The organism is Wandonia sp., from assembly GCF_984588085.1.
Genome location: NZ_CFIGVI010000007.1, coordinates 46,430 through 68,787 on the forward strand (window position 1 = coordinate 46,430; position 22,358 = coordinate 68,787).

General features: G+C 38.9%; 17 protein-coding genes. 12 read left to right on the forward strand and 5 right to left on the reverse strand.

What is annotated here, in order from left to right:
- From AC4PL9_RS04445 to AC4PL9_RS04485, 9 genes are all read left to right on the forward strand, one after another.
- On the forward strand, window positions 1–486 hold the full coding sequence (locus tag AC4PL9_RS04445) for a hypothetical protein (protein WP_491603571.1): 486 nt from the start codon (window positions 1–3) through the stop codon (window positions 484–486).
- Complete coding sequence (locus AC4PL9_RS04450) at window positions 479–1,900, forward strand: GspE/PulE family protein (RefSeq protein WP_491603572.1); 1,422 nt, start codon at window positions 479–481, stop codon at window positions 1,898–1,900. The genes AC4PL9_RS04445 and AC4PL9_RS04450 overlap by 8 nt, the downstream gene beginning before the upstream one ends.
- 8 nt (window positions 1,901–1,908) lie before the next feature.
- On the forward strand, window positions 1,909–3,840 hold the full coding sequence (locus AC4PL9_RS04455) for a secretin GspD/PilQ domain-containing protein (RefSeq protein WP_491603573.1): 1,932 nt from the start codon (window positions 1,909–1,911) through the stop codon (window positions 3,838–3,840).
- Entirely contained in the window at window positions 3,840–4,997 is a 1,158-nt protein-coding gene (locus AC4PL9_RS04460) for a hypothetical protein (RefSeq protein WP_491603574.1), read from the forward strand. The genes AC4PL9_RS04455 and AC4PL9_RS04460 overlap by 1 nt, the downstream gene beginning before the upstream one ends.
- Window positions 4,994–5,530: a hypothetical protein gene (locus AC4PL9_RS04465; RefSeq protein WP_491603575.1), complete on the forward strand. Its 537-nt coding sequence runs from the start codon at window positions 4,994–4,996 to the stop codon at window positions 5,528–5,530. The genes AC4PL9_RS04460 and AC4PL9_RS04465 overlap by 4 nt, the downstream gene beginning before the upstream one ends.
- Before the next feature lie 109 nt (window positions 5,531–5,639).
- The gene (locus AC4PL9_RS04470) at window positions 5,640–6,074 is read left to right on the forward strand and encodes a hypothetical protein (protein ID WP_491603576.1); all 435 of its coding nucleotides are present in this window, start codon (window positions 5,640–5,642) and stop codon (window positions 6,072–6,074) included.
- Between the two features lie 218 nt (window positions 6,075–6,292).
- The gene (locus AC4PL9_RS04475; RefSeq protein ID WP_491603577.1) at window positions 6,293–7,378 is read left to right on the forward strand and encodes an efflux RND transporter periplasmic adaptor subunit; all 1,086 of its coding nucleotides are present in this window, start codon (window positions 6,293–6,295) and stop codon (window positions 7,376–7,378) included.
- Window positions 7,379–7,407: 29 nt separating this feature from the next.
- Window positions 7,408–10,647, forward strand: coding sequence for an efflux RND transporter permease subunit (locus tag AC4PL9_RS04480; RefSeq protein WP_491603578.1), 3,240 nt, complete (start codon window positions 7,408–7,410; stop codon window positions 10,645–10,647).
- On the forward strand, window positions 10,625–12,055 hold the full coding sequence (locus tag AC4PL9_RS04485; protein WP_491603579.1) for a TolC family protein: 1,431 nt from the start codon (window positions 10,625–10,627) through the stop codon (window positions 12,053–12,055). Before AC4PL9_RS04480 ends, AC4PL9_RS04485 begins: the two co-directional genes overlap by 23 nt.
- Window positions 12,056–12,125: 70 nt before the next feature.
- Here the strand turns inward: AC4PL9_RS04485 and AC4PL9_RS04490 are convergent, their stop codons facing one another.
- From AC4PL9_RS04490 to AC4PL9_RS04510, 5 genes are all read right to left on the reverse strand, one after another.
- A complete protein-coding gene (locus AC4PL9_RS04490; protein ID WP_491603580.1) occupies window positions 12,126–13,490 on the reverse strand; it encodes a UDP-N-acetylmuramate--L-alanine ligase in 1,365 nt (454 codons plus the stop codon).
- Between the two features lie 100 nt (window positions 13,491–13,590).
- Window positions 13,591–14,328, reverse strand: a complete 738-nt coding sequence (locus AC4PL9_RS04495) for a hypothetical protein (RefSeq protein WP_491603581.1) — start codon at window positions 14,326–14,328, stop codon at window positions 13,591–13,593.
- A gap of 124 nt (window positions 14,329–14,452) precedes the next feature.
- Complete coding sequence (locus AC4PL9_RS04500) at window positions 14,453–15,973, reverse strand: S41 family peptidase (protein ID WP_491603582.1); 1,521 nt, start codon at window positions 15,971–15,973, stop codon at window positions 14,453–14,455.
- 36 nt (window positions 15,974–16,009) lie between these two features.
- On the reverse strand, window positions 16,010–17,407 hold the full coding sequence (locus AC4PL9_RS04505) for a hypothetical protein (protein ID WP_491603583.1): 1,398 nt from the start codon (window positions 17,405–17,407) through the stop codon (window positions 16,010–16,012).
- 34 nt (window positions 17,408–17,441) lie between these two features.
- Window positions 17,442–18,422 (reverse strand): alpha/beta hydrolase family protein, encoded by a 981-nt coding sequence (locus tag AC4PL9_RS04510; protein WP_491603584.1) that lies wholly within the window; start codon window positions 18,420–18,422, stop codon window positions 17,442–17,444.
- Between the two features lie 384 nt (window positions 18,423–18,806).
- Between AC4PL9_RS04510 and AC4PL9_RS04515 the strand changes: the two genes are divergently transcribed.
- From AC4PL9_RS04515 to AC4PL9_RS04525, 3 genes are all read left to right on the forward strand, one after another.
- Window positions 18,807–21,077 carry a T9SS type A sorting domain-containing protein gene (locus AC4PL9_RS04515; protein WP_491603585.1) on the forward strand — a complete coding sequence of 757 codons (2,271 nt, stop codon included), beginning with the start codon at window positions 18,807–18,809 and terminating at the stop codon, window positions 21,075–21,077.
- Window positions 21,078–21,231: 154 nt separating this feature from the next.
- On the forward strand, window positions 21,232–21,546 hold the full coding sequence (locus AC4PL9_RS04520) for an HPF/RaiA family ribosome-associated protein (protein WP_343786234.1): 315 nt from the start codon (window positions 21,232–21,234) through the stop codon (window positions 21,544–21,546).
- Between the two features lie 26 nt (window positions 21,547–21,572).
- The gene (locus tag AC4PL9_RS04525; RefSeq protein ID WP_491603586.1) at window positions 21,573–22,313 is read left to right on the forward strand and encodes a TerC family protein; all 741 of its coding nucleotides are present in this window, start codon (window positions 21,573–21,575) and stop codon (window positions 22,311–22,313) included.
- Window positions 22,314–22,358 lie beyond the last annotated feature (45 nt).

Genomic DNA, 22,358 nt, shown 5'->3' on the forward strand with positions numbered 1-22,358 from the left:
ATGCAATTGATGTTTTTGGGAATTATCGTTTCACTACTTTCAGTATTGGTGTATCAGGACTTGAAGTACAGGTCTGTGCATTGGTTATTATTGCCGATGCTTTTCGTTTCAATCACTTTCTTTCATTTTCCTCAGGGGTTACAAGTTATTGTCTTTAATGGTTTATTTGTAGTTGCCCTTCTTTTTTTTCTGACACTATATGTCTCCCTTCGAAATAAAAAACTGACGAACCTTACTCGGGACTATTTTGGTTGGGGAGATATACTGTTCTTATTAGCGATCACTCCCGTTGCAGACAATATTGAGTTTATGCTTCTTGTTATTTTCGGAACCTTATTTACGTTGATCCTTACTTTGGTGATAAGTAGATTCCGCCAGATAGGAACGGTTCCGTATGCAGGTTTTTTTGCACTATTTCTGTTAGCATATATTCCACTGAACTATTTTTTAATTCTTCCGGACTTTAATTCTTTTCTGATTGGATAAACAAGAGAAAATAGAACTTACGCAGGAAATGCAACAATCTCTCAAGTCGGAGTTGGCATGGCATTTCCGGATTGTTCCGAAGGATAAATCGGGAGACGTACACCACTTCTACCTGGATGAGGAAATGGATGAACAGTTGGTTCGCGAAGAGCTGGAAGTGATTCTGGGAACACGGGTTGTGTTGGAGAAGAAAGACTCTTTAACTGTCCGTCAGGCACTCGGGACATATTATCGCCAGGCAGATGCGGGGCATAGGGGTACTTCTGAATTGAAAATTAATGCAGACACGGATTTTGTAGATCGGATCATTATGGAGGCGGATGCCTTAGGAAGTAGTGATATTCATATTGAAATTTATGAGGATAGGGGTAGGGTCAGAATCCGGATAGACGGTCATTTGATAGAGCGTTATTCAATCCCGTTGGAAAATTATCCTGAACTGGTGAATAAAGTAAAGATTCGCTCCAATCTGGATATATCGGAAAAGAGATTACCTCAGGACGGACGTATCCAATACGGTGATTTTGACATTCGGGTTTCTATACTTCCTACATTACATGGAGAAAAAATTGTTTTGAGGATTTTGGGACATGATGCTTCCTCCATTAGTATAGATTCCGTAGGAATGTCAGAAAAAGAATTAAAGGACTATCAGGAAGGGATCAAGAAACCAAACGGAATTATACTTATATCAGGTCCTACGGGATCGGGAAAGACAACAACCCTTTATGCCACGTTAAAATTGCTCAACGAGGAAAAAAGAAATATTGTTACTGTCGAGGACCCTATTGAATATACGCTGGAAGGAATCAATCAGGTGCAGCTAAAAGAAGATATTGGGTTGACGTTTACAGCGGCTTTGAGATCCTTTCTGCGTCAGGATCCGGATGTCATTATGTTGGGGGAGATTCGGGATAGTGAAACAGCGCAGATGGCTATCAGAGCGGCTTTGACAGGACACCTTGTTCTGTCTACTATCCATACAAATTCTGCCTGGGGAACCATCTCACGATTGATTGATATGGGAGTACCTCCATTTCTTCTATCCAACACAATTAACTGCTCGGTGGCTCAGCGATTGGTGCGAAAACTTTGCAATGATTGTAAAATGTTGGCGCCTGTTTCGGAAGCCGATTTACCATTGCAGTATGACAGAGCACATGCTCCTGAAGAACATTTTGTAGCAGTAGGATGTGAAAGCTGCCATTATACTGGGTACAAAGGACGACAAGCTATTTATGAGATCATACCCATTGATAACGAATTAAGTAACTGCATCAAAGAACAGAACATGAGAGTAGAAGACTTGCTTACTACCAGAGGAATAAAAAGCATTGGTGAGCGGGCAGACTCTTTGTGGAAATCAGGTGTAACGACACTAGAGGAAGTATATCCGTTTCTGTTGAATCAATAAAACTGATAATGAATACCAAACGAAATATATATCATTTGTTGCTAACAGCCCTGCTGGTAGTTACCATTCATGTTTCATCGTTCTCACAGATGACTTCTGTACAACTGGAGCAGAAACTGGATTCACTTTCTTATGTCCAGTTAGGGTTGAATAATCAGGTACAGTTGAATGTTTCCAATATTTCTCTTGCAGATCTGTTGAATTCAATAGGGCTTGAGAATAATCTGAATCTGAGTGTAGATCCTGCTTTGACGGACTTGGTCTCGTATAACTTTTTTGATGCAAGAGTTAAAGATGTTTTTGTCTTCCTGTACAATAATTATGAGTTGAACATTAATTTTATAGGATCAATTCTGGCTTTTAAAAAGAAGCCGGCACCTCAGAAAGTTGTTCCCATATACCAACCGAAAGATCCTGAAATTGCTTATAATAACTCCAATAAATTCCTGACAGTAGATTTATCGAATGATACTTTATTGCGGGTTGCCGAAAAAATTACACGACTTTCGGGGGAAAATGTCGTAGTAGCTTCTTCCATAAAAAACAAAGCGGTTTCCGGTTACTTTGCAAACCGTCCTTTTGAACAGGTTATGGAGATGATTGCAAAAGCTAATGATCTGAATTATACTACGGATGAAAATAATATTCATTACTTGTCCCCTGCAGAGAAAGATAATGCGGCTCAAAATACAGCAAGAAATGCCAGAAATTTTACCGGAGGTAAAGGAATGCCGGATTTCAGTTTGTCAGAAGGAGTTGAGTTGGTTACTACTCCTGAAGGGTTAATTACTGTAAAAGCGGAAAATGCAAATATCGGAGAACTGATACAGTACATTGCACAGGAATTGAACGAACATTATTTCCTGTATGCAGTTCCGGAAGGAAAAGCGACATTAAATGTGGAAAATATTTCTTTTGAAGATTTATTGCGGAAACTTTTGAATGGAACAAAGTACTCCTATAAGCTTGAAAACAGAACATTTATTATCGGAGAGCAGAAATCCGAAGGACTGCGTTCTACGCAATTAATAAAGTTGGAAAACAGAACCGTTGAGAATGTAAAAGCTTCCATACCAAAGGACCTGATCACAGACTTGGAGCTGTTCGAGTTTATTGAATTAAATGCATTTGTCGTATCGGGATCCTCCCGTAGAATTGAAGAGCTGAAAACATTTTTGTATTCTATAGATCAGGTTGTCCCGATGGTTCAGATAGATATTATTATTATGTATTCGCAACGAGGAAGCACGGTTTCTACCGGAATTAAGGCTGCATTGGATGCGAATAATCAGGAAACTTCCGGTGAAATATTTCCGAATTTTGATATGAATCTGAACTCAACTTCTGTTAATGCCATTATTGATGCGATTAATGGATTTGGGATTTTAAATCTGGGGAAAGTGACTTCGGACTTTTTCCTTTCTCTTCAGGCTCTGGAGTCAAACAACGTTATTGAGATGGAGTCAACGCCGAAGATATCTACATTGAACGGACACGAAGCATCTATTGCAATAGGAGAAGAGAGATACTACCAACAGGAACGGGTGCAGGTATCCAATGTAGTTGGCAATGCTAATGTCCAAAGCTCGAAAGTATGGACACCCATTCAGGCAAAGCTTGAAGTGAAAATTAAACCTTTTGTATCAGCTGACGAGCATGTCACGCTGGAGATATCAGTTGGGCAAAACGATTTTGGAGAGCAGTCTGATCCGACCGCACCACCCAATAAATCTACGCAAACCTTTGAATCCCTGGTTCGTGTAAAAAACGGTGAGGTAATTTTGATGGGAGGTTTGGAGAAAAAATCCAAACGGGATACAGGATCAGGAGTTCCCGTTTTGTCCCGCATTCCGATTATCAAGTGGTTACTTAGTAGTCGTTCGAAAACACGCGATAAATCAAAACTTCACATTCTAATTCGTCCGACAGTTACGTATTAATGGCACAGCTTTTCAGACATAAAAGAACTGGTGTACAGGTGATTTCCGTAGAATTTACGGAGAAAGTACCGGTATATCATTTTACTGTACTGAAAAAAAAGGGTAAGACAATAACAGTCGAAGTGGATACTCATCGAGAGGAGGATGCTTTACAAAAACAGGTAAATAGAAAATTACCTGTTTTGGTTCACTTCTTTGGAAAAGGAGTACTTAACAGGACAGTAACTCCTCAGGACAATTATTTGGACAACCTGATCGTCAATGCTAGTAAAAGCGACTTCATAAGTGCTTTTCAGGATGCGGCAAATCTTCGTTTGGTTTCTTTTATGCGGAAAGAACCGGCTGATGAGGTGATCGAAAAGCTTGACTTTTGTAAAGATCAGGTTGTAGATATCCTTTTAGGTCCGTTTGTAGCTTTCCGTCCGGATTTGGAAACCATTCCTGTAAAGGTCCCCGGATTTGAATTTAATTATGTTCAAACCGGGTTCTCTGCTACGGATACGAAAGACAGGAAGGTGGAATTTCTGGGGAATATCTTGGGGCAGGAAGTTTTTGGTGCAATTGCAGGGTGGAATTACCTAAACGAAAAAGACCGTTGTTCCATTCTGGATGAGCAGGAAAAAGAAAAGCGAAGAGCAAACTTTTCGGATAAACGTCAGTTTGAAAAACTGGGGTTATTTATGTTAGTTTTCTTTTTAGCGGCATTGTTGGCAAACTATTTCTATCAGGGAAATCTATTGAAAAAGAATGCGACAATAGAAGACGAAATAATGATCTATTCGGATAACCTCAATAAAATAGATTTGTTGGATCAGGAAATAAAGAGGAAATATCAGTTGATTTCAACAAGTGGAATTTTGAAGCATAATTATCTATCCTTTTATCTGGACAGAATAGGTAAGTCACTTCCAACTACAATAAATCTGGTGGAGATCAGAACCTTTCCACTTGACAAGAAACTGAAACAAAAAGTAAAGACAGAGTTTGAGCAGTCTTCGGTGTATGTGAGTGGCACTACCAATAATACCGCTTCTATTGATGAATGGATAGCCAGGCTCAACGAACAAAACTGGGTAGCCAAAACCGAGATTTTGAACTTTGAACGGAATCCGGAAAAACAGAATGCTTCATTTACGTTAAGAATACGAATCCGATGAATTTGTTTGCGAAATACTCCTTTAAACAAAAGAAATTTGCATTGGCAGTTGTATTTGTGCTACTTGCAGCGGCAGCCTATAAACGTTCATTTAGCGTAACACTAGATTTGATCGGTTTAAATAACGAGTTGGAGGAAAAGAAAATTGAGGCCTCAACATCCGTAGAACGCTTAAAGACGAAACAGAACGAATTGAATCTGATTAACCGGATGGTGGGAAAAGAAAACGTTCCCAATGAACAGGTACAACAGAAGTTCCTTTCCTTTTTTGAGCAGGAGAGTGCCGGTCTTTCGATCGAAAAAATAGAAGAAGTTTATACGTTTGATCATCCCGACTTTACTATAAACACCAATGCGATTACACTGAAAGGAGGGTTTGTTCAAACAACACGGTTTCTATATAAACTGGAAAAAAGTTTTCCATACGCCCGGCTTGTTTCATCTACTCTGCGGCTAACAACTAATCGAATACTTCAAAAGAACGAACTGCATACAACCATACTTCTTCAGAACTTTTGGCGTCCCGTAAAGTAATAGTTGACGTATATCAGGAATTTAAATGCAAAAAAATGATAAATGATTGCATGGAACTTCCAATTTGTAATACCTTTGCCTTAGAAAAAGACAAGTGATAGAAAAAGGTATGCGAAAATTGTCTGAGTATAAGGTGAGTACATTAGTTCTTGTTTCCCTGTACTTTGTTTTTTCTTTTTTTTCAACAGGGTATTCTTCTGGTACTGTTGTTTCAACTGAGCATTCTGATGTTTTGCTTTCCGCATCTATAAATGGAACGGAGGACGATCATTATTCAGAGAATTTGTATCAGGATCAATACGCGTCTTACCCTTTAGGCTATCCCTGGGACTCTTCTTCTGACTCCGGTGAGTCGGAAGAGAAAAATGAGAATGAAGGTTTTGATAAAAAACTGGATCGTCATCCGGGGCTTGATTTATTTCGTTTAGAACCTGTCGTTGTCTTGTCAGAATATACGGCAGTACATTTTGAGCAAAACCTACTTAACCGATCACAGGTATCCAGAATTATTCTTTTCCACTGCTGGCGTAGCTTTCTTGTTTAATTGATTGAAGACTTGTTATTACAGGTCCTTATTGGAGGTAACTTACTTCCCTGTATTTTGGTTTCATGTATTTAAAAATCAGAAGTGAAATCCGAATGCATCAGGTAGGAGAGCGGAGACTTTCTACCGAATAAAATGATTCTCAATTATAAAATGTGTTGTGCGATAAGTTGCAGACACGAGAGAACAAAAAATAATCAATTTAAACAAAGAAATTTATGAAGAGGATTTCAATTCTCATGTATCTGACCACCGCGTTACTTTATACAAGCTGTGAACACGAAGAACACGAAAAACATGAAGAGGCTAAATTCGTAGTTACGAGCCCGGTTAAAAGCGATACGCTAATTTACCACGAATATGTTTGTCAGATTCACTCCATTCAGCACATCGATATACGTGCGCTTGAGAAAGGGTATCTACAAAATATTTATGTCGATGAAGGTCAATTTGTAAAAAAAGGGCAGCTGATGTTTCAGATCATGCCATTGATCTATCAGGCAGAAATGCAGAAAGCACAGGCTGAAGCTAGTTTTGCAGAAATAGAGTTCGGAAATACAAAAAGTCTGGCAGACAGTAATATCGTTTCAAAGAATGAACTGGCGCTGTCGAAGGCAAACCTGGACAAAGCGAAAGCTGAATTGGCATTAGCGAAAGCACATCTTGGCTTTACTGAAATCAGAGCCCCTTTTGATGGAATAATGAACCGGTTTCATGTACGTTTGGGAAGTTTGATTGACGAAGGAGAATTACTGACCGAGTTATCAGATAATAGTAATATGTGGGTATATTTTAATGTGCCTGAAGCTGAATACCTGGACTATATAACTCAAGTAAAATCAGATAGTCTTTTGAAAGTGAAACTTCAGATGGCAAATAATCAGCTTTTTAAACAGGACGGGGTCGTAGAGACGATCGAGGCTGATTTCAATAATGAAACGGGAAATATTGCTTTCCGTGCAACGTTCCCCAATCCGGATAAGATTCTCAGACACGGTGAAACGGGAAATATATTAATGCCCGTTTTTCTGAAAGATGTCCTTCTGATTCCTCAAAAAGCGACGTATGAGGTTCTGGATAAAAAATACGTCTATGTAGTAGATGCGAATAACGTAGTGAAATCAAGACATATTACGGTCGGGACAGAAATGCCGCATTTGTATGTGGTTACAGAAGGTTTGAAGGAGGGAGATAAAATACTGGTTGAGGGGCTTCGTAAAGTGAAGAACAATCAGAAGATTCATTTCGAGTTCGAAGATCAGCAGAAAGTGTTATCTGATCTGAATGATCTGCACGCCGAGTAAGTAGAGTAAGAACCTAAAAAATCAGTAAGATGTTTAGTAAATTCATTCAACGTCCGGTTCTTGCAATAGCCATCTCATTAGCCATTATTTTTCTTGGTATCCTGGCTATTAATACAAGACCGGTCTCACAATTCCCGGAGATTGCACCGCCCCGGGTAAATATTTTCATTGCATTTCCGGGATCAAGTGCGGAAGTACTTGTTAACTCAACCCTAATTCCTTTGGAGAGAGCGATCAACGGTGTACAGGGAATGCAGTACATTATATCAGACGCAACCAGTGCGGGAGAAGCTACGATTCAGATCGTATTTGAACCGGGAACAGATCCCAATGCTGCGGTTGTTAACGTAAAAACAAGGGTTGACCAGGTGATGAATAACCTGCCTCCTTTGGTACAACGTGAAGGGGTAATCATTACGCCTATTCAGCCGAGTATGTTGATGTACGTTAACCTGTACAGTAAAGATGAAAATGCAGACGAAAAATTCCTGTATAACTATGCTAACGTACATATACTCCCCGAACTTCAGCGTATTAGCGGTATGGGACGTGCCCAGATTCTGGGGAGTCGTCAGTACGCTATGCGTATCTGGTTGAAACCTGACCGAATGCGGGCTTATAATATCTCGACAGAAGAGGTTATGGAAGCTATCGATGAACAAAGTGTGATCGGTAGACCCGGACGTCTGGGGCAAAGTTCCGGTAAGACAGCACAATCGCTTGAGTATGTATTGACTTATAAAGGAAGATACAATAAACCAGAGGAGTACGGAGACATCATTATTCGTGCTAATGCAGAAGGGGAAGTCCTGAAGCTGAAAGATGTTGCCGAAGTCGAATTGGGGAGTGAGTTCTTCGATATTTATTCGAATAAAGACGGATACCCGGCAGCTTCTATTGTCTTGAAACAAAACTTCGGGAGTAATGCCAGTAAAGTAATAGATGGAGTAAAGGAAAAACTAAAAGAACTGGAAGCAGATTTTCCTCCGGGAATGGATTACGAGATCAACTATGACGTTTCTAAATTTGTAGGTGCTTCCATTGATAAAGTACTACATACACTTGTAGAAGCCTTTATTCTGGTTGCATTAGTGGTCTTTTTATTCCTGGGGGATTTGCGATCGACTCTGATCCCGACAATTGCGGTTCCTGTGTCACTGATTGGAGCTTTTGTGTTCATGCAATTATTCGGTTTAACGATAAACCTGATTACGCTTTTTGCTCTTGTACTGGCCATTGGTATTGTTGTGGATGATGCCATTGTGGTGGTGGAGGCTGTGCACGCCAAAATGGAAGAAGAACATCTTTCTCCCTATAAAGCCGTAAAGAAAGTGTTGGGAGAAATTAGTGGAGCTATTATCGCCATTACTCTGATTATGACTGCAGTATTCGTTCCGGTAGCATTCATGACGGGACCGGTAGGAATTTTCTACAGACAGTTTTCCATCACGATGGCAAGTGCGATTGTACTTTCCGGAGTTGTTGCGCTTACGCTAACACCTGTACTTTGTGCGATGATTCTTAAAAATAATCATGGTAAACCAAAGAGACGAACACCTGTTACGATGTTTATCGACTGGTTCAACCGAAAATTTGATAAAGTAACAGGTCGATATACCAGTTTACTGAGAGTGATCGTAAACCGGAGAGTGATTACTTACGGAATGTTGATTGCCTTTGCCTTTGGGATTTTTGCGGTGAATGAAAATCTTCCGGCAGGATTTATTCCTAATGAGGATCAGGGGATGATCTATGCTATTATTCAGACACCTCCCGGAAGTACACTGGAAAGAACCAACGACATTTCAAGAAAATTACAGAACATTGCGGAAGAGGTGGAAGGAATTCAATCTGTTTCCTCACTTGCCGGATATGAAATTCTAACTGAAGGTCGGGGATCGAATGCCGGGACCTGTATTATTAACCTGAAAGACTGGTCGGAACGAGAGCACTCTGTTACCGAAATCATTGAGGAATTGGAAGAGAAAACCAAGGATCTCGGAGCGGTAATTGAATATTTTGAACCTCCGGCAGTACCGGGATATGGATCTTCTGACGGATTCTCATTACGACTTTTGGACAAGAGTAGTACGGTTGATTACCAGGATTTTGATAAGATAAACGCAGAGTTTATGGAAGCACTTGGTAAAAGAAAAGAGCTGTCCGGATTGTTTACCTTTTTCGCTGCAAACTATCCTCAGTATGAACTGATCATAGATAATGAGTTAGCGATGCAAAAAGGTGTGTCGATTGGAAAAGCGATGGATAACCTGGATATCCTGATAGGAAGTACATATGAGCAGGGATTTATTCGGTTTAACACCTTCTTTAAAGTGTATACCCAGTCTTCTCCCGAATACAGAAAACTACCCTCGGATATTCTTAATCTGTTTATTAAGAACGATCATGGAGAAATGGTTCCGTACTCTGCTTTTATGAAGATGAAGAAAACACAGGGACCGAATGAGATTACACGGTTCAACTTGTATACATCTTCATCGATCAGAGGTGTTCCTGCTCCAGGTTATACCAGTGGGGATGCGATCAATGCGGTACGTGAAGTAGCCGATGAAGTCTTGCCGAAAGGATACGATATTGCCTGGGAGGGATTGTCGTATGATGAAGCACGAAGAGGGAATGAAGCATTGTACATTTTTATTGTTGTATTGATTTTCGTTTACCTTGTTCTTGCGGCACAATATGAAAGTTTCATTATACCACTGGCTGTTGTGTTTTCTTTGCCGGCAGGGGTATTCGGATCCTTCTTGCTACTGGAAGTTATGGGGCTGGCAAACGATATCTACGCACAGATCGGTCTGATTATGTTGGTTGGACTTCTGGGGAAAAATGCTGTGTTGATAGTAGAGTTTGCGGTTCAAAAACACCAACAGGGCTCAACGGTACTGGAAGCGGCCATCGAAGGAGCTAAGGTTCGTTTTCGTCCTATCCTGATGACTTCTTTTGCATTTATTGCGGGATTGATTCCTCTTGTTGTTGCAACAGGACCAGGAGCCATAGGTAACCGTACAATCGGATCTTCAGCTCTGGGCGGTATGTTATTCGGAACAATTTTCGGTGTAATTATCGTTCCGGGATTGTATTACATATTCGGAAAACTGGCTGAAGGGAAAAAACTCATTAAGGATGAAGATATAACACCTTTGAGTGAAGATTTTGCAGAAAGTATGTCTGAGAGATCTTTCGCGAATAGGGTAAATAGAATTATTAAAAAAATACGTAAAAAAGATGTTGATAAGAATAATTCATAAATCAGGAATCATTGCTTTTCTGCTGCTTTCACTTTGGAGTTGTAAAACGATGAAAGTAGATTTTCGCGATGAGAATAAATATATTCCTGAAAGTTATGCCGCGTCGGGAGATACAACGAATATCGCTGATCTCAACTGGCGGGATTATTTTTCAGATTCCAACCTGATTGCATTGATAGATACAGCTCTTGTGAATAATCAGGAGTTGAATATCATAATGCAGGAGATTGCTGTCAGTCAGAGTGAGATAAAAGCCCGTAAAGGAGAATATCTTCCTTTTGTCGGATTGAAGGCAGGAGCAGGTCTGGAAAAAGAGGGGGAGTTTACCCGGCACGGAGCAGTTGATGAGCAACTGGAGATTGAACCCGGAAAATCATTCCCGAACCCTTTCTCCGATTTTGGAATCGGAGTGTACGCTTCCTGGGAGATAGATGTTTGGAAGAAGCTTCGAAATGCTAAGAAGGCAGCTGTATCCCGCTATCTGTCAAGTGTAGAAGGAAGGAATTTTATGGTGACTAATTTGATTTCTGAAATTGCAGAGTCTTACTATGAGCTAATGGCGCTGGATAACTTGTTAGATATTGTAGAGCGTAATATTGATATTCAGGGAAGCGCACTGCAAACTGTAAAGCAACAAAAAGAGGCTGCAAAAGTAACACAGTTAGCTGTAAATCGGTTTGAAGCACAGTTGTTGAATACAAAAAATCTTCAGTACGAAATTCGCCAGAAAATTATAGAAACGGAAAACAAGATTAATTTTCTTGTAGGTAGATTTCCTCAACCGATTGTGAGAGATTCAGAGTCCTTTGAAAATCTGCCAATCGGACCCATTCAGGAAGGTATTCCCTCACAATTACTGGAGAACCGCCCTGATATACGACAGGCAGAGTTAGAATTGATGGCAGCAAAGCTGGATGTGAAAGTGGCACGTGCTAATTTCTATCCTTCTTTCAAGATTTCCGGAGGAGTAGGATTGCAGGCTTTCAATCCTGCACATCTCATAAAGCCGGAGTCAATATTCTATAACCTGCTAGGGGATTTGATCGCACCTTTAATCAACAGAAATGCACTTAAAGCGCAATATGCAAGTGCAAGTGCCAAACAGATTCAGGCAATTTATGAATATGAACAGACAATTTTGAGTGGGTACATTGACGTGTTGAATCAACTGGCTAAGATTGATAACTTTTCCAAAAGTTACGAGACGAAAGCAAAAGAAGTTCAGTTGTTGAACCAGTCAGTTACAATTGCCAATAACTTGTTTACATCAGCGCGAGCAGACTATGCGGAAGTATTATTTACACAACGTGAGGCTGTAGAATCCAGAATTGAGTTGATTGAGATTAAGTTGCAACAAATGAATGCAAAAATCAACATTTACCGTGCTCTTGGTGGAGGTTGGGAGTAAAAATTTAGAAGAGCGTTTTTGATGAGTCCGCAGGATATTGTACGTAATGTCATATCCTGCGGATCTTTTTTTATGTAAGATTCTCTGTTAATTCCGCACCTAATACATTGAAGTCTATTCCGTCAAAGTTTCCTGAACTCATCATCAAGAGACAGGTGTTTTTCCAGTTTTGCGACCGAATATGAGATAAAACTTCTTCGGTTTTATTCATAACGATTACGTTCCCTCCAAAAGCCTTTTGTACTTCTTCAATCGATAATTCGGGTAATTTTTTATGCGCAACGACATCCGGGTTAAAGTAAACAATAGCGGAATCGGCTTTTTCCATGGCATTTTTATATAAGGGAAGAAAAGCTTTGTTCAGACTACTAAAGGTGTGTAGTTCCATATAGGCGAATAACTTTCTTCCCGGGTACTGCTCTTTTACAGCAGAAGTTGTTGCTTTCAGTTTGGACGGAGAGTGAGCAAAATCTTTGAAGAAAACGAAGTGATCCGTTTCCGTAACTTTTTCCAGACGTTTTCCGGCACCTGAAAAGCTTTGCATGGCGATCAGAAAATTGTCCGGTTGAATCCCCATAGACTGACATACATATAATGCGCCCATCATATTTTGAAGGTTATGTTTTCCGAATACTTCCAACCGGTATTCTTTTCCTGCGTAGGTCATAACACAAGTTTCGTCCTGTATCGTGTAATCCGGTGTCGAGTAAGGAAGCGTCCGGATATGTGAAGACCATTTTTCTCCCAGTTTTCGGACCTCTTCGTCTTCCGAATTGTAAATAAGGATTCCTTCGGGGTCTATTTTACCGCAAAAGATATCAAATTGCTCTACATAGTTTTCAAATGTCGGAAACACATTAATGTGATCCCAGGCAATTCCTGATAACAGGGCTATATTCGGATGATACAGATGAAATTTCGGTCTTTTGTCCATAGGTGAGGAGAGGTATTCATCCCCTTCAAGAATGGCAAATTCGGGTCCTTCATCTAATTTTACCATACAGTCGTACCCCTCTAATTGAGCGCCTACCATATAGTTAATAGGCACATTATTTTCTTTACAAACATGAAGGATCATACTGGTTATCGTCGTTTTACCGTGACTTCCTCCAATGACAATCCGTGTCTGTTTTTTCGTTTGTTCGTAAATATACTCGGGGTATGAAAAAACAGGAATCCCTAACTCCAAAGCACGCTTTAGTTCGGGGTTATCTTCCCGGGCATGCATACCCAGAATCACGGCACCTGTCTGTTGGGTTATACGGTCAGGAAACCAACCGTCTGCCGGAGGAAGAATGCCTTCTTTTTCAAGGCGTGACCGGGAAGGCTCAAAAATCTGATCGTCCGATCCCGTAACCTGTTCTCCTTTACGTTTTAGAGCAATAGCAAGATTGTGCATGGCACTACCTCCTATGGCTATGAAGTGAATATGCATAAGTTCCGTGTTTTTACGAAAATCGCAATTCTATTTCAACTTTGGGAAAGTCGCAATGAGTAGTTTTTCACATCAGTAGTTGAATAACAAATCGCTTTTATTAACTGTTTGTTTCAGATTCCAGCCGATTTTTTACGTTGGGATTATTCATTAGTTCTTTTTTGAATTCCTCAAAATTTCCTTCGTAATTATTGGGTGAATCTTTAACTTGTTCATAGAAAAATGACTGTCCCGCCTGAGGAAAGATGAGGATTGTTTCTCCAAATCTTAAATCAAAAAGTTTCATGTTCACTAATAAAGTTGAAAAACCATCCGGACTAGCAGAAAACACCCAGTCATATTCGTGGTCTTTCCCATTAAATGTTCCTTGAGCCGTTAAATAGGGATAATTTCGGGATTCCACTAATGAGTTTTCTTCTGAATTTTTGTCATTTGTCAGAATCAATAAAGTTAATTTGTCGATTATTTTGTCGCTTTCTGGGCTTTCATATTCTCCGATTCGAATACCTTTAAATAGTGCGGTTTCAGTCTCTATTACGAAAGGTCTGCTGGATACAGCATAGTCGTATCCGGCTACAGGAAAAGGTGATTTGTTTAATGGGTAGTTCTGAAAAATGTCAGCATATTTGGCATACGTTTCAATGTCTTGTTTGAATAGCTCCAGGTCCCAATGGTTACTATCCAGGTGTTGAGCTGCTTTATCACTTAATTTTTCGAGGGTCCATTTATTGGAGACGATTTTACTTTCTGTACGTGTATCCGTGTGTGCTTGCTCCCGGCATGAAGGAAAAAGAAATCCGATTATTAATGATATGAGAATGGCTTGGTTTATTTTCATAGTATATAACTTCCTGTCCACCAAATATATCTAAAAAACACGTATTTAGCTTGATGAGTTCTGATGTATTAGGTGCTACAACAGAGCTTAGTCTTTGCCAGTTCTGATTTGGTTATAGAGAGAATCAGGTGTTTTTAGTGGTGATCAATTGGATGGTAAACTCTTTTTTTGAGTTCTGGCCGGTCATATAATCTTTCCAGGATTGAGGTACATTATAATCGGGAATAACTCCCCGCCCTTTTATTTCGGGAGAAACATTAATTTGAAAATGTACAGTAGGGATTCTTACCTCAATTTTTGAATGGGGTAACTGTATATATTCCGAATATCCGCTTACATTACCTTCGTAGGCTCCTCCGGTTTCTTCTCCAATAAATAGTCCTCTGTCAGTCATTTTTATCAGGCTGGCAAATTCGGCTCCTCCGGAAAACGTTTTTCCACTTGTTAATACATAGACTTTGCCGTTGTAAACCAGTTCTTGTTGTGGGGTTTTATATCCCAGATCCGAATAGTAATCGCTATACAAAGTATAATCTCCTCTTTTGGCAATGGTGTCTTCAAATGTCCATTTATCCTCAATATATCCTTCTTTGTTTTTGTTTTTTTGATAGGGCTGGGGGAGCATAGTTACCTGTTTGTATTTCTGCACGACTTCGTCAGATAAGTAACTGAAGAGTAGGTTTTCATTTCCTTCGGTTCCACCGCCATTTGCCTGAATGTCTATAATCAGGTGTTTTATCTGTAGAGAGTCTATTTTTTTGAAGTTGGATTGATAAAATTCTTCATAATCAAGATTGTCATTACCAAAGCTGGGCACACTTAAATAGGCAGTCGAGTCATTAATTTGTTCAAATTTGAACTTATTATAGTCAAAGGAGTTTGCTGTAAATCGGGCATTTTTAGTTTTAAATTTTGTGAGTCGAATAGGAGGAATGGTTATCGTTTGGATTGTATCACTTCCGAACTCCTGGATCTGTAGTTGAAATTCCTGCTCTTTACCATAAACCAGTCGGTATAACAATGAAAAATTTAAACCGCCAATCCACTCCTGTTTTGAAGTTTCATTAAATCCATCTGTTGTGATGAAAGGATATATTCTATCCAGTATCTCATTTATTTTTTTAGCATTAACAGAAATGATTTTAGCCCCTTGTTCGAATTTGTTACTATTCACACCATAATTCTGGGTAATAATCAGGTTTCCCTCATGGAATCTAACGGTCAATGGTAAAAATGACTTGGAAAGCCCTACTTTACGCAGGGTTCGTTTAGGGAGATTTACAGAGGTATGCCCTTCATTGGTTAAGCCGATTACAAGACTCAATTTTTCGTAGAACTCTAATTGGGTTTGGGGTGTTCGTAGGGTGTTCCGAATACTATCAATTAATAGATCCGTTTGCTTCTGATCTATATATTCATAGAGACCTTGATGTTGTAACTTTAATTCAGCGATTAAGTAATCAAAGTCCTCATGCAATTTTTCAGGGTGTAATAGGTTTTGAGTATTCCCATGTGAAAGAAAAAAGATTGAAATTACGAGTAAAAATAGTCGCATTTGTGACGTGGTGTTTTCCGTTTTATTGAAATTCTGTTTACGTTCTGCGTTATACATTGAAAACACTTCTCTATAAGTTAGTACTTTCATCTGTTGGATATATGAGTGATATTGTGATCAGTGTATTTAGTGAATCCGCTTGTTGTTATATGTTTCTTCAAATAACTTTTCGAAGTTATCATTTGTATTATTTACAATAATCAATTTTGTTTTGTCAGTTAAAGTACTTGTGTAAATAAACTCATCTTTAGCGTTGTATGACCATTCTATTAATTCAGGAAATACGTTTTTAATGAGTTCTAGTTTCTCATTATGGTTATCAGACAGTATTATTACTTTCGTAATAGGAGACTGTTTTAAACTTTCTAAGTTGGTTTGATTGATTTCTGTATGATATACACTTTTACTGGCGTACCGATACTTTTTCCTAAAATATCTGAAATCATCTCGATTTTCAGAAAGTATATATCGGTAGGTCAGAATATGGTCCAATTCATTTGTCCAATCTGAGAAATGATCGTCATAGGCCTCAATGTACTGGTCAATAAAATACTGGTCCATAGTTTTTTTGTTGTTGATATAATCCTTAACTAAAGGATATATTTTTTGAGCCATAAGATTGATGTATTTTACATTATACCAGTCCTCTTTATCCGTTTCATTATTAAACCCTTCAAAAACAAACCCATTTCCTAAAGCTGTCGCTAAGGCTTCGTCTAACAATAAATAGGCATACTGACTGTTGACAGATGGATTTTGAGTAAACCACCTTTCGATCTCCTGTTTTAGTTTCAGTGATTGACCATCATAGAGCAAGTGAAAAATTTCATGCATCAAAACACAAAATAGTATATCATTATGTTTGAAATTTAATGGAACTTCGCTAATTGCATTGTTTAAAAATGCTGTGGCTGTAAATCCTCCTTCTCCAAGTATTGGAATAATAGCTATATCAATAGGGACTAAACTATCCCATTCCGTGCCGTAAAAACGAAGACCTGTTTCAAAGTATTGGTGTAAGTCTACTGTCTCTACAAATAAGGCCAGTTCTTCAACTTTTTTATCAAAAACTGTTTTGTTCGGAAGATAAATTAGTTCTTGATAGACAGGGACAAAAGTGGAAAGAATATTTGTAAATGCAAAGAATTGATCATTAGGGATGATACCAAAGGTTTGACTGATAAAATGGTCTATTGTATTAGAGTTAATTAGGTTTTTTTCAATGAGAGATATTGTTTGAAAAGGTTGTTTTTGTCCGTAGGGGTAGCCCTGAAAGGGTAATGATTCTTGTAGACTTAACGTATCCAGTTGTGCGATTAAACGTAAATAGTGAGGTGTATTATAAGGTGAGTTTTTGAATATTTGTTTGTATTCGTTATCCGGGTAGTAATCTGATAATTTTTGAATAAAGTTATAAGTGGCGGATAGTTTTGAGTATTTTATATTAGCCTTAAATGTTTGCCCATTGACAGAATTAAATACACTGAATAGTGAGATAAAGAGAATTACAGCTTTACTTTTCATTTGAAAAAGATTTACTAAAATGAAGGATCTATTTTTATTGTGGCATAAACCAGTTAAGGGTTTTTTCGATGATCATTTTCCAACCATCTATTTCCGGTTTACCAGAAATAGCAAAAGAATGGTCAGCGTTTTCAATCATCTTCAGACTGATATTTCGCCCTTTTGATAACAAAGATGTATATGAAACAATAGCAGATTCAGGATGTACTGCCTTATCATCTGTTCCCTGAAGAATTAAAATTTTTCCATTAAAGTCAGCTAATTCATCAATTACGGAAGTTTTTAAAAGACTAGACCAACGTAGGTAAGTAAATCCCCAAAATTTCTTGTCAGTACTGGTTGGGTTGGCTAAAATATCTTCCCATTTATCAGTTAAATACGTTAATCGCTGTTCAGGGGTAGGCATATTATGTTCAACTGTATTGAAAAATGTTCCGTCATCAGCAAATTTATATAGACTATAAAGTTGAGACGGTCCTTCTCCTGCCAGTATTGCAATATGCGATATTTTGTCTTTCATGGTATTCGCTACACTTGATGCGACAATACCGCCTTCTGAATGTCCGGCTAGTAAAACTTTGGTTGGATCTATTTTTTCATTTAGTAGTACATAATTGATAGCATGTATAATCGTAGTACTCCAACTAGAAAGCGAAAACTTTTTGTCAAAGGCTATTGACGGTCCTTTTTGTAAGTAGTTAACTCCTGGTTTTTCAATAATTAGGATTCTGCATTTTTCTTGTCCAACATTAAACCAGGTCATATGTCCGGAAGCTGAAATGATTTGTTCGTTTCTTTTTTCAAATAGAGAATTCATCCCGGAGCCCTGAACATAAACAACTAAGGGCAAATTTCCTTTATGAGAAGTTACTGAAAGATAAAAGGTTATTGTATCCTCGTCCGTTTTTAGCTCATATTTATCATAGGGTTGATTGGGTAAAAAGTCAATTTTTGCTTCTTGTGCAAATAGCATATTCGCAACAAGCATAAAGAAAATAACGGTCCTGATTTTCATTTATATGTATTGATTTCTATGACGCTATTACTGATATTCATATACTTTGAGTTTTATACACCCTCTGAAATTATAAGAAATAAGCAGAACCAGTTAGTCATTTCAAATGTAACGAAAAAACGAAAAGAAAATTATAACCAGAATAATTTCAGGCCGTTTTTTATTCGATCCGTTTGCGTAATCAGTCCCTTTATATAGTACAATTTCCCGTTCAATCAAACAGAACTAAAAAACTGTGTTTATCTATTCCTTTTAGAGGTTACTTATTGTTGGTGGCTTCTATTGGGGATGTACCAATAGATTGATAAGTACTCCTATTGGAAGTTTGTAGATATTCAGTTACCTTTATTGAAAATCTTTTGTTAAGTGACAAACGTCCGGATAATGAAAAAATACCTGTTTGTTTTTTGTTTGTTTATAGTTGCCCATGAGGTAAAAGCTCAGTTTAGTTTTGAAAGAAACCGATATCTGGAGGTTCGAATGGGAGGTCAGTCAATGCGAATGCCCTGGGCCGGTGGAATTAATTACGGACAATTCTCGGAGATAGATATGGATTTTGACGGACGAACAGATCTGTTTGTCTTTGACAGAAGTGATAATCAAATTCGAATCTTTCTGTCAAAAAGTGACGGAACAGGGGACTATTATGTGGAAGCTCCTGAATATCGTTTTTCCTTTCCGGAGGATGTGCGTTACCGGGCTGCGCTGGTTGATTATAATCAGGACGGTCTCCCGGATATCTTTACCTATGGAATCGGGGGAATAAAAGTCTACAAAAATACAGGAGATGCGTTGGGAGGACATCAGTGGGAGTTGTTCAAATCCTTGTTGTATTCGGAGTACCCGGGAGCGAATGGAGGAATGGGAAACCTCTATGTTAGCTCAAGTGATATTCCTGCAATTGTTGATGTGGACGGAGACGGAGATACGGATATTTTAACCTTTCATATCGGTGGTGAACGTATGGAGTACCACAAGAATATGAGTATGGAAAACTATGGAATTCCGGATTCTCTGGAATTCGTAGTGATGAATGAATGTTGGGGGAATTTCAGAGAAGATGAAAACACCAACTCCATTATCCTGAATAGTAATCTTTTCCCGTGTGGTTCGGGAGGAAGTAATGTCGATAATCCTGAATTATCAGAAGGAGGGTCTACGACCTTGCTGTTTGAAGAAAAGGACAGTCGGCATGCAGGATCTACTATTCTTGCACTGGATATAAATAATTCAGGGGTGATGGACTTGATCATCGGAGATATTTCATTTCCTAATCTGGTTATGCTGACAAATGGAGGAACAAGTGTCAATACAAATTCCCCGATCGTTTCAATTGATTATAACTTTCCCTCAAATTCAACACCTTCAAGTTTGAGCTTGTTCCCGGCAGGTTTTTTTGTTGACGGTGATCATGACGGTGTTAAAGATCTGATTGTGGCACCGAATGCCAAAATAGTTTCTGAAAATCAGAGAAGCGTATGGAGGTATAGAAATATAGGAACCAATAACAACCCTACGTTTGTATTCCAGGAGCGGGATTTTCTGCAAAAAGAAATGATCGAAGCAGGATCAGGAAGTATTCCCGTAGTCCTGGATGTGAACGGTGATGGGCTGAAAGATCTTATCGTTGCTAATTTTTTTAATTACAAACCAACGATTGATAAAGAATCGGGATTTATGTACTTCCAGAATACAGGGAGCATGGCAGCGCCTGTTCTTACGTATGTGGATTCTGACAAATTCGGAATCAAGTCTCTGGGGATTGGATTGCGCGCCATACCAACATTTGGAGATCTGGACGGAGATGGAGATCTGGATATGTTAGTAGGAGAAGAAAGTGGCAAAATTCACCTTTTTATAAATGAAGCGGGAGCAGGTAATCCGATCAGCTTTAGTTCTCCGGTTTACAATATTCAGGACAATACAGGGACTGTTATTTCTACCGGGTCGTATAGTGCGCCTACTTTGGTGGATCTGGACAGAGATGGGCTGTTGGATTTAGTAATTGGTACGAAAAACGGAACCTTATCGTATTACAAAAACACAGGATCTTCCGCAGCCTTTCAATTTACACTGAAGAACGATATGCTGGGGAATATTGATGTAGCTCCATCATCCCCTGACGGGTATGCAGTTCCTCATTTTTTGGATCATGAAGGAGAATGGCATTTATTTCTAGGTGGCAGAAGCGGAAGGTTGGATTACTATACAGGTATTGAAGGAAACTTAACCCCCGGGTTTGATTTCGGTTTTTCCAGTATCGGGTATGCAAATATCAATATGGAAGGGTATAGTGCTTTTGCCATCAGTGATCTGGACAATGATGGGAATTATGATTTATTTGCCGGGGGAGATCTGGGAGGAGTCGACCTTTTTGAGTCCGACCCGAATTCTTCCGTCGGATTTGAACCTGTTGAAGTCCCGCAGGATAATATAGCTGTTTATCCGAATCCTTTCACAGAGGAGTTTATTGTAGAAGGAGCGTCGAAAGGAAGTTTACTTCGCGTATATAATATGCAGGGAGTAATTGTCTTTGAGCAGAATGTTACCGAAGAAAAAGAGGTCGTGGGACTCCAGTTTGTTTCAAAAGGAATGTATTTTATTGAACTACAGGCAGGGGGGCAAAGCTATCACACAAAAGTATTGAAAAAGTAAGTTTTTGTCAAAGGGCGGTGCATGCTTGAGAAGTAAAAATGACATCCGTAACAAAGACCTCTGGATTTAATAAAATTTAAGAAAAGAGACCTGTTTTCACTTGCTTTTATTCGCCGAATTTAGTAGCTTTCACAAAACATTAAAAGCTACAGATATGCAAGTATTATTTAACACCAATAACACCGTTAATGGCCACCAGCGAATGGAGGCGTATGTTTCATCTCGTGTAAATGAGGTTTTCAAGCGTTTTGATGAAATGATTACACGTGTAGAAGTACATCTTTCCGATCAGAATGGGGATAAACCGGGAAAAGGAGATCAGCAGTGTCGTATCGAAGTTCGCTTGAGAGGGATGAATCCGATTACCGTTACTTCGCGGGAAGATGAAATGGAGCAGGCAATTAACAACGGATTGAAAAAGGCACTGGGTACCATTGACAAGGCTGTGGATAAAGCCAGAGCTCATTAATTAGACTCTCTGATTAGTAAACGATAATGGAGTTTTTTCATGCGCTGCTCACCTTGGATGGTTGGATCGCTCTTCTGACACTTACTTTGTTAGAAATTGTTCTGGGGGTAGATAATATTATTTTTATCAGTATTCTGGCAGCAAAGGTCAGGAAAGAAGAACAGCGTAAAACTAGAAATACAGGGTTACTACTTGCGTTAGTGGCCCGTATTTTATTACTGTTAGGAATCGGATGGATTGTCTCGTTGAAAAGCGATGTGTTCGTTCTTTTTGGAAATGGATACAGTTGGAGAGATATTATTCTGATTCTCGGTGGTCTGTTCCTGATGTATAAAAGTGTAACAGAGATTCATTCCAAGGTGTCCGGTGTTGATGAAGAGGTTGAACAAACAACCAAAGCTTCTGTGCGGGGTGTTATTTTACAAATTATCCTGATTGATGTCGTATTTTCTTTTGACTCGATACTTACCGCAGTAGGAATTGTCGATGAATTGGTTGTTATGATTCTGGCAGTTATCATTGCTATGATTGTGATGATTTTATTTGCCAAAGCAATTTCCGACTTTATCAACGAGCGCCCAACAATAAAAATGATCGCTCTGGCTTTTCTTTTAACCATTGGTCTTATGTTGGTTTTGGAAGGATATGGAGAAGAAGTGCCAAAAGGATATATCTATTTCGCTATGGTTTATGCATTGCTGGTTGAGTTTCTTAATATCCGGATGCGAAAAAACCAGGAGAAAAAGAAAAAAGGAACGGAAGTCTGAGCCCATTTGTTTAAAAATATTTAGCTGTCAGGATTTCTCAGAGGC